12 protein-coding genes are annotated in these 14,937 nt (G+C 70.5%); 10 read left to right on the top strand and 2 right to left on the bottom strand.

Translation table 11 applies throughout. The annotated features are described in order from the left end of the window. Position 1: 1 nt before the first annotated feature. The 10 genes from nuoE (at position 2) to ASF71_RS02825 (ending at position 11,770) form a co-directional block, all read left to right on the top strand. A complete protein-coding gene (nuoE, locus tag ASF71_RS02870; RefSeq protein WP_056295184.1) occupies positions 2-634 on the top strand; it encodes an NADH-quinone oxidoreductase subunit NuoE in 633 nt (210 codons plus the stop codon). Then, entirely contained in the window at positions 631-1,974 is a 1,344-nt protein-coding gene (nuoF, locus tag ASF71_RS02865) for an NADH-quinone oxidoreductase subunit NuoF (protein ID WP_056294488.1), read from the top strand. Before nuoE ends, nuoF begins: the two co-directional genes overlap by 4 nt. Before the next feature lie 76 nt (positions 1,975-2,050). Beyond that, complete coding sequence (gene nuoG / locus ASF71_RS02860; RefSeq protein ID WP_056294482.1) at positions 2,051-4,273, top strand: NADH-quinone oxidoreductase subunit NuoG; 2,223 nt, start codon at positions 2,051-2,053, stop codon at positions 4,271-4,273. Continuing rightward, positions 4,273-5,457 carry an NADH-quinone oxidoreductase subunit NuoH gene (gene nuoH, locus ASF71_RS02855; RefSeq protein ID WP_056294479.1) on the top strand — a complete coding sequence of 395 codons (1,185 nt, stop codon included), beginning with the start codon at positions 4,273-4,275 and terminating at the stop codon, positions 5,455-5,457. Before nuoG ends, nuoH begins: the two co-directional genes overlap by 1 nt. Positions 5,458-5,492: 35 nt before the next feature. Further along, positions 5,493-6,047 (top strand): NADH-quinone oxidoreductase subunit NuoI, encoded by a 555-nt coding sequence (nuoI, locus tag ASF71_RS02850; RefSeq protein WP_056294477.1) that lies wholly within the window; start codon positions 5,493-5,495, stop codon positions 6,045-6,047. After that, positions 6,044-6,610: an NADH-quinone oxidoreductase subunit J gene (locus ASF71_RS02845; RefSeq protein WP_056294474.1), complete on the top strand. Its 567-nt coding sequence runs from the start codon at positions 6,044-6,046 to the stop codon at positions 6,608-6,610. Before nuoI ends, ASF71_RS02845 begins: the two co-directional genes overlap by 4 nt. After that, positions 6,610-6,912 carry an NADH-quinone oxidoreductase subunit NuoK gene (gene nuoK / locus ASF71_RS02840; RefSeq protein WP_056294471.1) on the top strand — a complete coding sequence of 101 codons (303 nt, stop codon included), beginning with the start codon at positions 6,610-6,612 and terminating at the stop codon, positions 6,910-6,912. Before ASF71_RS02845 ends, nuoK begins: the two co-directional genes overlap by 1 nt. Positions 6,913-6,919: 7 nt before the next feature. After that, a complete protein-coding gene (gene nuoL, locus ASF71_RS02835; protein ID WP_056294468.1) occupies positions 6,920-8,869 on the top strand; it encodes an NADH-quinone oxidoreductase subunit L in 1,950 nt (649 codons plus the stop codon). A gap of 28 nt (positions 8,870-8,897) precedes the next feature. Then, positions 8,898-10,322, top strand: coding sequence for an NADH-quinone oxidoreductase subunit M (locus tag ASF71_RS02830; RefSeq protein ID WP_056294465.1), 1,425 nt, complete (start codon positions 8,898-8,900; stop codon positions 10,320-10,322). After that, positions 10,322-11,770, top strand: a complete 1,449-nt coding sequence (locus tag ASF71_RS02825; protein WP_056294462.1) for an NADH-quinone oxidoreductase subunit N — start codon at positions 10,322-10,324, stop codon at positions 11,768-11,770. The genes ASF71_RS02830 and ASF71_RS02825 overlap by 1 nt, the downstream gene beginning before the upstream one ends. 58 nt (positions 11,771-11,828) lie before the next feature. Here ASF71_RS02825 and ASF71_RS02820 read toward each other — a convergent pair whose 3' ends face one another. Together ASF71_RS02820 and ASF71_RS02815 are read right to left on the bottom strand one after the other, a co-directional pair. Then, on the bottom strand, positions 11,829-13,319 hold the full coding sequence (locus ASF71_RS02820) for a CHASE2 domain-containing protein (protein ID WP_056294461.1): 1,491 nt from the start codon (positions 13,317-13,319) through the stop codon (positions 11,829-11,831). Next, on the bottom strand, positions 13,303-14,901 hold the full coding sequence (locus tag ASF71_RS02815) for a FecR domain-containing protein (protein WP_162243071.1): 1,599 nt from the start codon (positions 14,899-14,901) through the stop codon (positions 13,303-13,305). Before ASF71_RS02815 ends, ASF71_RS02820 begins: the two co-directional genes overlap by 17 nt. Positions 14,902-14,937: the final 36 nt, after the last annotated feature.

Here is a 14,937-nt window from a genome sequence, read left to right as displayed (position 1 = left end):
CTTGAGTTATTTCGCCGACAAATCAGCCCTCGTGGCCGACATCTTCTCCCGTTACCCGGATACGTCCCAGGGCCGCCGCAGCGCGCTGATGCCCCTGCTGCGCGAGGTGCAGGACGCCCAGGGCTTCGTCTCGGAGCCGCATATGGCCGAGATCGCCCACCTGTGCGGCACCACTGCCACCGAGGTCCGCAGCGTGATGAGCTTCTACTCGACCTACCACACGCTGCCCACCGGCCGGTATCACCTCCAGGTCTGCTCGACGGTGATGTGCGCGCTGGCCGGCAGCGACGAACTGTGGGACGAACTCGTCTCGCAGCTCGACGTGCAGCCCGGCGAGGTCAGCCGTGATGGGCGGTTCAGCGTGCAGAAGGTCGAGTGTCTGGGGTCGTGCGGCACCGCGCCGGTCATCCAGCTCAACGACGGCGGCTACTACGAGCGCGTGACCCAGGCCAGATGCCGCCACCTGCTCGCCGAACTGCGCGCAGACCGTCCCCCGGCCCCCGACGCGCCCATTCCGGTGATGGTCAATTCGGCCGGCCGACAGGTCATGGCCAGCGGCGAGGCGGTGGGGGCCGGTACAGCGTCGCTGACCGCCCTGATTGACGGAAGCCAGAGCCTCGGAGGACAGTCATGACCGCCACTGCGCCCACTCCCCCCAAGCCGATCACCAGCGGCAAGGACGCCCGCTTCGTGCCCACGCTGTACGCAGCGGTGGGGCAGCCGGAGAGCTGGACGCTCGACACCTACCGCCGTTCCGGCGGCTACGGGGCCGCCGCCCGGGCCTTCTCGCTCGGGCCGGACGCCGTGATCGAGGAGGTCAAGAAGTCAGGGCTGCGCGGGCGCGGCGGCGCGGGCTTCGCCACCGGCCTCAAGTGGTCGTTCATGCCCCTGAACGACGGCCGGCCCCACGTCGTGATCTGTAACGCCGACGAGTCGGAGCCGGGCAGCTTCAAGGACCGTTACCTGCTGTCCGAGGACCCGCACCAGCTCATCGAGGGGATGCTCATCGGCGGCTACGCCATGCGGGCCAACACGGGCTACGTCTATATCCGGGGCGAGTACGTGCAGGCCGCCGAGCGGATGTGGGCGGCCATCCACGAGGCGCGCGCGGCCGGGCTGCTGGGCAAAAACGTGCTGGGCAGCGGCTTCGACTTCGACCTTCAGGTGCACCGGGGGGCGGGGGCGTACATCTGCGGCGAGGAAACCGCCCTGATGAACTCGCTGGAGGGCCTGCGCGCCAACCCGCGCCTCAAGCCGCCCTTTCCCGCCGCCGCCGGGCTGTACGGCCTGCCGACGACCATCAACAACGTCGAGACGTTCTGCGCCGCCACCCAGATTCTCAAGTACGGCGCCGACTGGCACGCGGGTATGGGCACCGAGCGCAGCAAGGGCATGAAGCTCTTTCAGGTGTCGGGACCGGTCAAGCGGCCCGGCGTGTACGAACTGCCGATGGGCACGCCACTCCGCGAGCTGATCTACGACTGGGCGGGCGGCCCGCAGGCAGAGATCAAGGCAGTCATTCCCGGCGGGTCCTCGTGCCCCATGCTGCCCTGGGACGACAAGACGCTTGCCATGCCCCTGGACTACGAGTCGCTGGCGGCGGCGGGGTCGATGCTCGGCACGGGGGGCGTGACCCTCATTCCGCGCGAGGACTGCATCGTGAACGCCACCTGGAACATGGTGCGCTTCTACGCCCACGAGAGCTGCGGCAAATGCACCCCCTGCCGCGAGGGCATCTCGGGCTGGATGGTGCGGATGTACGAGAAGCTCGTGCGCGGGCACGGCCAGCCCGGCGATGTGCAGCTCATCCTGGACATGGCCGACAACATCGGGGGCCGCTCGTTCTGCGCGCTGGCCGACGCCTGCCTGGGGCCGGTCCTGAGTTCCATCAAGCTGTTCCGCGAGGAGTACGACGCGCTCGAGCGGGGCGGGCCGCCTCTGTACCCGGCGCGCCCGCGCTGGAGAGAGGCGTGAGCGGCGCCGTCAGCAGCGGTCGCCCCGGCACGCGCCGCGCCGCCGGCCACCCGTTTTCCTGCCCTGGAGGCCCCCAGTGAAAGTCACCGTTGACGGCACCGAACTCGACCTCCCCGCAGGCACGTCCGGCATAGACGCCGTGTTCGCCGCGGGCCGGGACGTGCCCTATTTCTGCGCGCATTCGTACCTCTCGCCGGTGGGGGCGTGCCGCATGTGCCTCGTCGAGTCGGGCAGCCCGCGCAAGGGCAAGGACGGGCAACTGGAGCTGGATGAGGCGACGGGCCAGCCCAAGATCTTCTGGTTCCCCAAGCCGATGGCCGCCTGCACCATGCAGGCCACCGAGGGCATGCACATCAAGACTGCCGGCACCTCGGAAGTGGTCGCCAAGGCGCAGGCCGGCATGATGGAATTCACGCTGCTCAACCACCCGCTCGACTGCCCGACCTGCGACAAGGGCGGCGCGTGCGAGTTGCAGGACCGCGCCTTCGAATACGGCTACGGCGCGAGCCGCTTCGGCTTCGACCGCCGCCACGCCGACAAGCACTACCCGCTCTCGGACTTCATCATCCTCGACCAGGAACGCTGCATCCACTGCAAGCGCTGCGTGCGCTACTTCGAGGAGGTGCCGGGCCAGGAGGTGCTGGACTTCATCGAGCGCGGCGGGCATACCTTCATCGACACCGAGGAGGGCGGGCTGCCGGTGGGCTTTCAGGGCAACATCGCCGACATCTGCCCGGTGGGGGCGCTGCTCGACAACGTGGCGCGCTTCCGGGGCCGCAACTGGGAATACGACCACGCGGCCACCACCTGCACGCTGTGCCCGGTGGGCTGCTCGATCACCGCCGACGCCCGCAGCGGCCGGCTGGAGCGCGTGGTCGCCCGCGAGAACCGCGACGTGAATGAGGCGTGGATCTGCGATGCGGGCCGCTTCGGGCACGTCTTCGCGTCGCAGGGGCGCCTGACCCGGCCGCTCGTGCGCGTCGAGGGCGAACTGCAAGAGGCGAGCTGGGACGACGCCGTGGCGGCGATGCGCCGGGGCTTCGCGGGCACGGCGCCCGCCGACCTCGCGCTGTTCCTGCACGCCGACAGCACGCTGGAGGAGGGCGCCGCGCTGCTGGCCCTGGCAGGCGCGATCGGCAGCCGCAACGTGGACCACTGGCCGCGCTATCCCGAGGCGGTCACGGCCCCGGCCGCCACCCTGACCGATCTGGCGACCGCCGACGCGGTGGTCGTGCTGGGCGCCGATCTGGGCGAGGAGGCCCCAGTCGCCGAACTGCGCATCCTGGAGATGCTGCGCGGCGGCCTGATTCCGCCCGAATTCGCGCACGGCACGGCCATCGCCGACCTGCGCCTGGTCGAGCGCCCGGCCCGCAAACCCGATAAGCTGGCCGTCATCGGCCGCCCGTCACGCCTGTGGGAGCACGCCGGGCTGACCATTGAGGCCCAGGTCACCGGGGCCCAGACCACCAATGCACAGGGCCGCCTGCTTGAACGCCTGATCGCGGGCGAGGGCGAGGACTGGCGCGCCGCCCTGGCGCTGCTGGAGGGCGCCGAGCGGCCCGTGCTCGTACTGGGAGCCGACGTGCTGAACGACCCGTCCGGCACCTTCGCAGCCAATCTGGGCGACCTCGCGCTACGCACCGGGGCGAAGGTGCTGCCCCTCGCGGCGGCGGCCAACAGCGCGGGCCTCGCGCACCTGCCCCTCGTGCCGCGTTCCGGCGCCCTGGGCTACGCGAATCTGTCCGGGGCGGGCGCGGCCTTCCTGAGCCGTCTGGACCCGGTGTCGGCGGGGCTGCCGGGCCGGGCACGCGGCTTCATGGTCGTCCACGATACGCACCTCACGGCCACGGCCCGGCAGGCCGACGTGGTGCTGCCGGCCGTGACCGGCTATGAGAAGCGTGGAACGGTCGTGAACATCGAGGGCCGCGCGCTGGCGCTGGAACCTGCTGCCGTCCTGTCGGGCGAGGCCGCTGACCTCATCCGTGCCCTGGGCGCGGTCGCCGAGGCGCTGGGTGTGCGCACGGGCGTGCGCGGCCTGAAGTCGGCGCACGCCAGACTCGCGCAGGAGATGGGTGCGGTGCCGGTGCCTGGCGAGGTGCTGGGCCGTCCTGGCCACTTCGTCGCCCCGACCGGTGGCCTGAGCCATACGCCCCAGCTGTGGCGCGAGGGCATGGTGGACGCCGCCTGGGCGCCGCAACCCGCCTGGGCGGGCCTGACCGAGCTGCCCATGCTCGCCGCCCCGCCGGCTGCCGACCGGCCCATGCCTGGGCGCCCTACCGCCCTGGGAGGTGACGACTGATGCCCGACTGGCTCGCTGCCCTGCTCATCACGGTGCTCAAGGGGGTGCTGGTCGCCCTGGCCCTGCTCACCACCTTCGCGTACATGACCCTCATTGAGCGGCGACTGCTCGCCCGTATGCAGATTCGCCTCGGCCCCAACCGGGTTGGACCGATGGGGCTGCTGCAACCGCTGGCCGACGCCATCAAGAGCATCTTCAAAGAAGACCTCGTCGTCAGCGGGTCCGACAAGCTGGTCTATACCCTGGCGCCCATCATCGCCATCGGCATGGCCCTCACTGCCTTCGGGGGCATTCCGGCCGGGCCGCCGCGCAGCCTGTTCGGCGAGAACCCCTGGGTCTACAACCTCGACGCGGGGCTGCTGGCCCTGCTGGCCCTGACCAGTGTGGGCGTGTACGGCATCTTTCTGGGCGGCTGGGCCTCGGGGAGCAAGTACCCGGTGCTGGGGGCCCTGCGCAGCAGCGCGCAGATGATCAGCTACGAACTCGGCATGGGCCTGAGCGTGCTGGGGCTCCTCATGCTGGTCGGCAGCACCAACCTGCTGGACATCGTGGGCTGGCAGGCCGCCAACAGCTGGACAGTGGTGGTGCAGGTCTTCGCCTTCGCCCTGTTCATCCTGAGCAGCTTCGCGGAGGTCAACCGCACGCCCTTCGACCTGCCCGAGGCCGAGCAGGAACTCGTCGCGGGCTACCTCACCGAATATTCGGCGATCAAGTGGGCGCTCTTCCAGATGGCCGAGTACGTCAACATGATCACCGCCTCGGCGCTGATGGCGACCCTCTTTTTCGGCGGCTGGCGCGGCCCGGCCTTCCTGGACGGCCTCATTCCCGGCATCGCCGACTGGCCGCTCGTCTGGCTCGTGCTCAAGATCGCCTTCTTCCTGTTCGTCTTCATCTGGATCCGCGCCACGCTGCCCCGGTTGCGTTACGACCAGCTCATGCGCCTGGGCTGGAAGCTCGTGCTGCCGCTGGCGCTGGGCAACACCATCCTGGTGGCGTTCTACCTCGCCTTCCTACGTCCGGCGGGCTGGGGCCTGTGGACCCTGGGCGTCCTGAGTCTGGTGGCCCTGGCCGTGCTGTTCGTGTTCAGCGACCGCGTGCGCGCGCTATGGAACGTGCCCGCCGTGCATCCCGGCAGCGGCGACACGCGGCCCCGGCCAGTCCAGCGTCCGGCCGGAGGGGACTGATGGACCGTTTCTGCGCAGTGCAAAGGAGATTCTGAATGGGCGTCCTCGACATCGCCAAGGGCATGGGCCTGACGCTGGGCAAGCTGTTTTCCCGCCCCGTGACCGTGAGTTACCCCGAGCAGCGCGCGACCCTCCAGCCGCGGTTCCGGGGGCGGCACATCCTGACCCGGCACCCCTCGATGGTGCCCGGCGAACCCGGCCTGGAAAAGTGCATCGGGTGCTCGCTGTGCGCCGCCGCCTGCCCCGCCTACGCGATCTACGTGGAAGCCGCCGAGAACGACCCAGCCCACCCGCACAGCCCCGGCGAGCGCTACGCCAAGGTCTACGAGATCAACATGCTGCGCTGCATCTTCTGCGGCATGTGCGAGGAGGCCTGCCCAACCGGCGCGGTCGTCATGGGCAACGAGTTCGAGATGGCCGACTACCGCTACCGCGACTTCGTGTACGGCAAGGACGACATGCTCGTGGGCGTGCAGGGCAGCATTCCGCAGCGCCGCGAAGCCGCGCGTAAGGGCCAGCCGGTGCGCGTGGGCTTCACGGTCGAGGGCGGCCCCCGCCCCGAGCTGGAGGGGGTGAAGTACCCGTCATGATGCTCGCCTTCATTCTGCTGGGCGCGCTGACGCTGGTCGGCGGGGTCATCACCATCGCGGCGCGCAACGCCGTCCACGCCGCGCTCGGGCTGGTCGGCACGCTGCTGTGCGTGGCGGGGCTGTTCGCCACCCTCAACGCGTCCTTTCTGGCGGCTACCCAGGTCATCGTGTACGCGGGGGCCGTCATGGTGCTGTTCCTGTTCGTGATCATGCTGCTGGGGGCCACCCAGCCCATAAAGGGCCGCGACCCGGTGCCCTTCGTGCGCGAACTGGCGGGCATCGGGGGCACGCTGCTGGCAGGGGCCTTCGTGGTGCTGGCCTTCTCGTACCGCGACCCGCGCCCGCTGGCCGAAAGTGCGGCGGCCCTGCGCGGCGGCGCGGCGGGGGCCGTCGGCGAGACGCTGCTCACGCGGTTCCTGCTGCCCTTCGAGGCGGTCAGCATCCTGCTACTGGTCGCCATCGTGGGCTCGGTGGCCCTGGTGCAGCGGCCCGCGCCGCAGCCCGACCCCGTGCCGGACGCCTCGCCGGCCCACCCCGACTTTGCCGAGGAGGTGCGCGCCTGATGGTCCCGACCACCTATTACCTGGCCCTCTCGGGCATCCTGTTCGCGCTGGGCATGATCGGCGTGCTGACCCGGCGCACAGCCATCATGGTGTTTCTCAGCGTGGAGCTCATGCTCAATGCCGCGAACCTCTCGCTGGTGGCCTTCGCGCGGTCCTGGGGCGACCTGACCGGGCAGACGGCCGTGTTCATCGTGATGACCCTGGCCGCCGCCGAGGTCGCCATCGGTCTGGCGATCATCGTTTCCATCTTCCGCCGCCGCGAGACCACCAACGTGGACGAGCTGGCCGCCCTGAAAGGTTGAGGTGGCTATGCCCCTGTATCTGATGCCGCTCTTTCCGCTGCTGGGTTTCGCACTGCTCATGCTGTTGCCCCGGCTGTTTCCGGGCCGCTCGGGCGGGCTGCTGGCGAGCGCCGCCGTCCTCCTGAGCTTCGGCGTGGCCCTCACGCGCTTTCTGGGTCAGGGCGGGTCCGCGGCCCATGAGGTGCTGTGGAGCTGGCTGCCCAACATGGCGCTGGGTGAGGGAGGCGCTGCCGGCAATCCCACAGCCGTGAATCTCGCGGTCGGCTTCTACCTCGACCAGCTCTCGGCCCTCATGACCCTGATCATCACCGGGGTGGGCTTTCTCATTCACGTCTATTCGCTGAGCTACATGGGCCACGACCGGCAGTTCACGCGGTTTTTCGCCTTCCTGAACTTCTTCGTGGCGATGATGCTCGTGCTCGTGCTGGCCGACTCGTACCCGCTGATGTTCGTGGGCTGGGAAGGCGTGGGCGTGGCGTCGTTCCTGCTCATCGGCTTCTGGTTCTCGGGGCGCGGCTCCGAGGCGAGCGGCCGCGACGTGCGTGAGGCGAGCGGCCGCGAAGGCATCGCCAACTCGAACGCCGCGCGCAAGGCCTTCCTGATGAACCGCATCGGCGATCTCGGCTTCATGCTGGGAATGTTCCTGCTGTTCAAGCTCTACGGCACCCTCAGCATCCCCGAGCTGGCCGAACGGGTCGAGAATTTTTCGGTCGCGCAGGCGGGCATCGAACTCGCCTGCCTGTTCCTGCTCGTCGGCGCGGTCGGCAAGTCGGGGCAGCTGCCCCTGACGACCTGGCTGCCCGACGCGATGGCCGGCCCCACGCCGGTCTCGGCCCTGATTCACGCGGCCACGATGGTCACGGCGGGCGTGTACCTCGTGGCGCGCAGTCACTTCCTGTACGACCTCGCGCCGAGCGCCTCGCTGTGGGTGGCCTGGGTGGGCGGCCTGACCGCGCTGTACGGCGCCCTGTCGGCCCTGAACCAGCACGACATCAAGAAGATCCTGGCGTACTCGACCGTTTCGCAGCTCGGGTACATGTTCATGGCGGTGGGGCTGCACGCCTACTCGGCCGGGGTCTTCCATCTGCTCACGCACGCGTTCTTCAAGGCGCTGCTGTTCCTGGCTGCTGGGGCCGTGATCCACGCGCTGCACGAGGAACAGGACGTGCGGGCGATGGGTGGTCTGCGCAAAACCATGCCGTTCACGCACCTCGTCTCGGCAGCGGGCGTGCTGGCGATCGCGGGCATTCCCATCTGGAGCGGCTTCTTCTCCAAGGACGCCATCCTGGCCGCTGCCTACACCCAGAGCCCGGCACTGTACGTGATCGGACTGGGGGTCGCGCTGCTCACGGCCTTCTACATGGGCCGCTGGTACTTCCTGGTGTGGCGCGGCGAGTACCGGGGCCAGGTGGCGCACGTTCACGACGCCGACACGCTAATGAAGGTGCCGCTGGGCATCCTGGCCGCGTTCGCCACGCTGGCCGGCTTTCTGAACATTCCGAGCTTTCTGGGTGGGGGCCACGCCTTCGACACGTACCTGGGCCGCGCCATTCCGCTGCACCCTCATGAGATCGCGGCGAGCACCGAGTGGCTGCTCACCCTGCTCGCGGTGCTTGCCGGGGTGGGCGGGCTGGCCTGGGCCTGGGCCTGGCACCGCCGCGGCGCGCTGGCCGACGGCCCTCTGGGGCAGGCGAGCACGCGTGGCCTGTACCTGGACACCGTGTACGACACGCTGCTGGCCGTACCAGGGCGCGCGGTTGCCGGGGCGCTGGACGTGGCTGACCGGGGCGTAGACGGCGCCCTGAGCGGGGTGGCCCGCAACGTCGCGGCCCCCGGCGGTCTGTTCACGCTGTGGCAGAGCGGCTTCGTGCGCGCCTACGCCGTGAGCATGTTGCTCGGCACGGCCCTGATCATCGGGTACTGGGCCATTCGGACGATCGGGATGGGGGGGCAGTGAGCACGCCGCCCGCCCCCAGGAGCGCATCATGATTCACCTGTTCATCTTCCTGCCGCTGCTCGGCTCGCTGCTCATGGGCCTCTTTCCCCGCCAGTGGCGCGACGAGGTGGCGGTGGCGGTCTCGCTGCTCACGCTGGGGCTGGGGGTCGCGCTGTGGGCCTCGGGCGGCACGGGTCTGTTCAGCGTGCCGTGGGTGGAGGCACTGGGCATCACCTACTCGGTACAGCTCTCGGGCGTGAGCCTGGTGCTGGCCCTCGTGACCGCCTTCATGACCTTCGTGGCCGTGCTGTACGGGCGCCAGCGGGTCGAGAACCCGGCGGTGATGCTCGCCCTGGTCCTGAGCATGGAGACCGGGCTGCTGGGCATCTTCGCGGCGCGCGACCTCGTGCTGTTCTACGTGTTCTTCGAGGACGCGCTGCTGCCGGCCCTCCTCATGCTCGCCATGTTCGGCGGGCCGTCGCGGATGCGGGCACTGGTCAAGTTCGCGGCCTACACGCTGCTGGGCAGTCTGATGATGTTGCTCTCGATCATCGGGGTCAAGTGGCTGGGGGGCAGCCCGACCTTCGCGCTGGCCGACCTGCTGCAGCACCCGGTCACGGGGCCGGCGCAGACCTGGTTGTACTTGGGCTTCCTGGCCGCGATGGCGGTCAAGCTGCCGCTGTGGCCCATGCACGCCTGGCTGCCCGACTTTCACGAGCAGAACCATGCCAGCGGCGTGCCGGACGTGATGGGCACCCTCTACAAGGTGGGCGGCTACGGCCTGTTCACCTTCGCGCTGCCGCTGTTCCCGGACGCCTCGCTCGAACTGCGCCCCATCCTGATGGGGCTCGCCGCCTTCACGGCGCTGTACGCCGCCTGGATCGCCTTCCGGCAGACCGACTGGAAACGGCTGCTGGCCTACGCGGGGCTCTCGCACATGGGCTTCGTGGCGCTGGGCGTCTTTTCCATGAACGAGACGGCCGTGATCGGCGCGATGTACCTGCTGGCCTTCCAGAACCTGTATACCGGGGCGCTGTTCCTGGGCGTGGGGATGCTTCAGGAGCGGGTCGGCAGCCTGGACACCCGCGTCGGCGGAGTGATGACGCAGGCGGGCGCGCTCGGCGGCCTCACGATGGCGCTGTGGTTCGCGTCCATCGCCGTGCCGGGCATGGCGGGCTTCGTCGGCGAATTCAGCGTGCTGCTGGGCACCTATCAGGTATCGCCCTGGCTGGCCTTCGTGGCGGGCCTGACCACCATTGCCGCCGCCGCCTACGCCCTGAACGCCTTCCAGACGACCTTCTGGGGTGGGCGTCCAGACGGCGCGGTGAAGGTCCGCGACCTGCGCGGCGCCGAGTGGCCGGTGCTGGCACTGCCCCTGGCGGCCGCCCTGTTCTTCGGGGTGTACTCGGCCCCGGCCCTGAATCTCATCCAACCGGCGGTGCGCGGGGTCCTGAGCGCCATCGGAGGCAACTGATGCTCACCGTTCCCGACGTCGCCCTCGCGCCGCTGCTGCCCATCCTCATCGTGCTGGCGGGGGCGCTGTCCAGCACACTGCTGGGTTTCTGGCTGCCCCGGCGCACCCTGACCTTCGTCAATCTCGTGGCACTCGTGCTCTCAGGCGCTGCCATGGTCACGCTCTGGAACAGCGGCGAGTCCGCCTTCGCGGGGGGCTTGCGGGCCGACAACGCCGCGCTGCTGCTGGGCCTGACCATCCTGGTCGGCAGCGCCCTGACGCTGCTCGTGTCGCTGGACACGGCCTACCGCGCCCGCGTCAGCTTTCCCGAGTTCGACGCGATGCTCATGTACGCGGTCACGGGCTGCCTGCTCATCGCCTTCTCGGGCGACCTGATCGTCATGCTTATCGGGCTGGAGATCATGAGCCTGTCGGGGTACGTCCTGGCGACCCTGCAACAGTCGCGCCGCGCCGAGGAGGCGGGCCTCAAATATTTCCTGCTGGGCGCGGTGGGCAGCGCCACCCTCATCTACGGCATCGCCTTCCTGTACGGCGCGACTGGCAGCCTGAGCTACGCGGGCATCGCCGAGCGCGCCAGCGGCCTGACCCCGGCCAACCTGGGCATTCTGGTGGCCGGCGCCCTGCTGCTGCTCGCGGGCTTCGGGTTCAAGGTGGCCCTCGCGCCCTTCCACCAGTGGACGCCCGACGTGTACGGCGGCGCGCCCACCAGCGTCAGCCTGTTCCTGAGCACGGTGGTCAAGGTGGCGGCCTTCGCGGGGCTGCTGCGCGTCTTCGGGGGCGCGCTGGCCGACGCGCCCGGCTGGCAGCCGGTCCTGCAGGTCCTGACCGCCGCAACCCTCATCGTCGGCAACCTCGCGGCGCTGTTCCAGACGAACTTCAAGCGGATGCTGGCGTACTCGGCGGTGGCCCACACCGGGTTCCTGGCCCTGACCCTGCTGGGGCAGCCGGACCTGGGCGGCGCGGCCCTGAGCTACTACCTGCTCGTCTACACCTTCATGACGGCCGCCGCCCTGGCCATTGTCGCGGCGCTGCAACGCGGCGAGGAAGGCATGGAGATCAGCGACCTGCGCGGGCTGTATCACCGCCACCCGGCCTACGCGGTGGCGCTGGCGGTATGCCTCGCCTCGCTGGCGGGCCTGCCGCCCTTCGCGGGCTTTTTCGGCAAGTACCTCGCGTTTCAGGCCGCCTTCCAGAACGGCTACGTGGGCCTGAGCATCCTGGCGGCCCTGAGCAGTGTGGCGGCGCTCGTGTACTACCTGCGCCCCGGCATGCTGCTGTTCATGCCTGACCGCACCCCCGCGCGCGAGTATGCCCACGGTCAGCGCCCGGCGACCACGCTGGCCCTGGCCGTGTGTCTCGTGGGCGTCACGGTGCTGGGCATCCTGCCCAACCTCTGGTACGGCTGGGGCGCGAACCCCGACATCTGGCGCGTGCTGGCTGGCCGCTGAGGCCAGGAGAACACGCGGCGGGCGGGGCCGGGAGTTGTCGGCCCCGCCCGCCGCGTGTTCAGTTCCGGGTGTCGGTCTGACCGCGCCGGTATTTCATGCGGTAGCGGCTGCGGCTGGCGGCCTCGATCAGCTCGCTCGGTGTCAGGACGTCGGCAGAGGTCGAGGCGGCCCCGATGTTGGCCTGCACCCGCAGGTCGTGGGCCCGCAGGTCACCCAGGTTGCGCTGGAAGTGGTCCGTGAGCGCCGGCAGTTCCTGGGGACCGACCTGATCGAGCAATACGGCGAACTCGTCGGGCCCCCACCGGAAGACGATATCGCCCCGGCGACGCAGTTTCTGAAGTCGGCCGGCGAGGTCGCGCAGCAGGGTGTCGCCCGCGAGGTGGCCGTACCGCTGGTTGACCTGCCGCAGGCCGTCGAGATCAATGAGCATCAGGCTCATGGGGCGGTCCTGGCGGCTGTGCCAGCGGTGCTCGACCGCGCGCGTGAAGGCCAGGCGGTTGCCCACGCCGGTCAGGCCGTCCTGGGTGCCCAGCCCGCGCAGCTGCCACCAGCGTTCGGCGGCCACCAGCCCCACGCCGACCAGCGCCGCGAGCGAGAGCGACACGCCCGGCAGCACGAGGTTCACCAGCCAGCCCAGCACCGCGAGCCCCAGCGCGAGGGCGGCGGCCCCGAAGCCCCACAGCCCGCGCAGCCACACCGTCACGGTGGCCAGGAGGGCCCCTAGCGCCGCCATCAGCCACAGGGGCGGCCGGGTCAGCGGAGGCGCGAGCAGCGACGACACCGCGCGCGCCTGAAGGTACGTCCCCGAGACCTGCGAGCCGTCGAGGTCGGGCGAGGTCAGGCCGCTGAAGCCGCTGGCCGTCAGGCCGATGAGGACCACCTTGTCCTGCAGCTCGGCAAACCGTACGTTGCCGTTCACCACGTCCCGGAAGGACAGGGTCACGGCTTCCAGGGCGCCCGGCGGCACGTAGCGCAACAGGCGCGGCGCCGTGTCGGTAGGCACGGTCCCGCCCGCCAGCCGCGCGATCTGCCCGGCGAAACTCGGCACCAGTCGGCGGTCTCCGCCCGGCCCTTCGAGTTCGTAGGCGGTCTGGACACTGCGCGCCACCCCCCCCGCCGAGCGGTTCAGGACGCTGACCCCGGTGGGCGAGCGCCAGCCGGGCTGCGGCGGCTCACCCGCCTCACCGGGCGAGGTGGCCAGCACCAGGCGGGGTGTACTGAACAGAGGCGAGAGGGCGGCGTCCGTCCCAGAGCTCGCCCCCGAAAGCAGCACGTCCAGCCCCACGACCCGCACGCCCGCCTCGCCCAGGGTCCGCAGCACCTGGGCGTACAGTTCGCGCGGCCACACGTCGGGGCGGCCGTAGTCGCGCAGGCTGGCGTCGTCTATGCCCACCACCACCAGCGCCGGACTGGGGCGAGAGGGCAGCAGCTGGTTCAGCGTGTTTTCCAGCCGGGGATTGAGCGGAAAGACCAGCAGGACGCCCGCGCCCAGGACCGCCGCCAGCGGCAGCGTGAAGCGGCGCAGCGAGCGCTCAGGGAAGCGGGACATCGGTGATGTTTCCGGCCGCGTCTTGCAGGCTCAGGCGCAGGGGCGTGCCGTCGGGCAGGGCAGGAAGCAGCACCTGGAAGTCGCCCTCTACGCGCCGGGTCACGGTCTGGGTGGAGGTCCCCGTGCCGAACACGACGTTCAGGGTCAGGGCCGCGCCCGAGTTATCGCTCGTCCGCCCGCTGAGCCGCAGCACCTGGCCCTCGGTGATCGCCTGGACCCTAGTGGCCCGCGGAGGCGTGCGGTCGAGACTCACGCGCGCGGCCCAAACCTTCACGGCGCCGTAGCGCTCGGCCCGCACCCGCACGAGGTACTCGCCCTCCGGCAGGTCCAGCGCGCTGCGGACCGTGAACTGGCCGGCGGCCGCTCCTGGGATGACGCCCAACACCGTGATCCGGCCCCGGCGGTCACGCGCGGTGGCGCTCAGGGTGGTCTGCGTGGTTGCCGTGACGGGCAGGTCTATGACAGTCAGGCTGCGCGCTGGCCGCGCGACGCTCAGGACCAGGGGCCGGGCGCGCTGGGTGTCGAGCGCCTGGTTGACACGGTCGGTGGCATCAAGCTGTAGTGCGCCGGGGGCGGCCTGCTCGCGGCGTTTCTGCTCTCCGGCGCCCAGGGCGAGGTCGCCGCTGCTCGTCAGGGCGACCTCACCCTCGAAGACCTTGACCAGGCCGTCAGCGTCCACCCGGAAGACGGTGCCGCGGACCGACGTGCTCACCACCGGGGTCGAGATCCGGTAACCGCCCTGGCCCTTCTCCACGACGTTCCAGGCCACGCCGCGCCGGAGCTGCAACGTGACCTCCCGCCCGCGCGAGGTCTTCTCGACGGCCAGCACGCCCAGCTCGCTCTGTTCGGTCAGGCGCAGGTAGCCGCCCCCCGTGAAGCCAATCTCGGCCCAGGCGCCGGCCCCGGTGCGCAGCGCCTCGCCGGGGGCCAGGTCGTCCTGGCGGGCGGCGGCGCGCAGGGTGCCGTCGGTCCGGCGCAGCTCGACCGGGCCCAGCAGGCCCTCGACCCGCGCGTCGCCGACCCCCACGAACTGCGCGTCGTACCAGGGATCGCGCTCGGTAAAGGCCGTCAGCTGCGAGGTGGTGAAGGACAGCTGCTGGCCCGCCGGCACCGTGAAGGCCCGCCCCACCCCCGACACCCGCACCTCTCCGCCCAGCACTGCGAGGCGCTGGGTGCTGCCGCCGGGGCTGAGGTCCACCCGCACGCGCCCCGCCCCCCCGATCATGAGGTGGCGTCCCAGCACGAAGGCGGCCACCGGCCCTTGCAGCAGGAACTGGCCTTCTTGCAGGTCGGCCTCGCCGCTATAGACCCGCAGGCGCGAGGCGCTACCCACCACCACGCGCCCCGTGCCCCAGGCCAGTGTGGCCCGGCCGGTGCCGGTGCGCAGCCCGGTGCTCAGCGGCGCGGCGGTCTGCGCCTGCCAGGTGGTGCCGGCCAGCACCTCCACGCGGCCCGAAGCCTGCTGCACGCTGAGGCGGGAGCCGCCCTGCGGAGTCGTCTGGGCCTGCGCCGCCGTCAGGACACTCCCCGCCGCCAGCAGGGTCAGGCGGATCATCAGGGAAGAGAGGGCAGGCCGGCTCACTGCTGTCAGTGTACGAGAAAAAAGCCTCAAATCGGC

It is taken from the genome of Deinococcus sp. Leaf326 (assembly GCF_001424185.1).
Classification (GTDB): Bacteria; Deinococcota; Deinococci; order Deinococcales; family Deinococcaceae; genus Deinococcus.
This window is presented reverse-complemented; position numbering and strand designations above follow the sequence as displayed.

Coding starts and splice junctions, on each gene's coding strand:
- nuoF (WP_056294488.1), top strand. CDS start 631: ATGACCGCCACTGCGCCCACTCCCCCCAAGCCGATCACCAGCGGCAAG.
- nuoH (WP_056294479.1), top strand. CDS start 4,273: ATGCCCGACTGGCTCGCTGCCCTGCTCATCACGGTGCTCAAGGGGGTG.
- nuoI (WP_056294477.1), top strand. CDS start 5,493: ATGGGCGTCCTCGACATCGCCAAGGGCATGGGCCTGACGCTGGGCAAG.
- ASF71_RS02845 (WP_056294474.1), top strand. CDS start 6,044: ATGATGCTCGCCTTCATTCTGCTGGGCGCGCTGACGCTGGTCGGCGGG.
- nuoK (WP_056294471.1), top strand. CDS start 6,610: ATGGTCCCGACCACCTATTACCTGGCCCTCTCGGGCATCCTGTTCGCG.
- nuoL (WP_056294468.1), top strand. CDS start 6,920: ATGCCCCTGTATCTGATGCCGCTCTTTCCGCTGCTGGGTTTCGCACTG.
- ASF71_RS02830 (WP_056294465.1), top strand. CDS start 8,898: ATGATTCACCTGTTCATCTTCCTGCCGCTGCTCGGCTCGCTGCTCATG.
- ASF71_RS02825 (WP_056294462.1), top strand. CDS start 10,322: ATGCTCACCGTTCCCGACGTCGCCCTCGCGCCGCTGCTGCCCATCCTC.
- ASF71_RS02820 (WP_056294461.1), bottom strand. CDS start 13,319: ATGTCCCGCTTCCCTGAGCGCTCGCTGCGCCGCTTCACGCTGCCGCTG.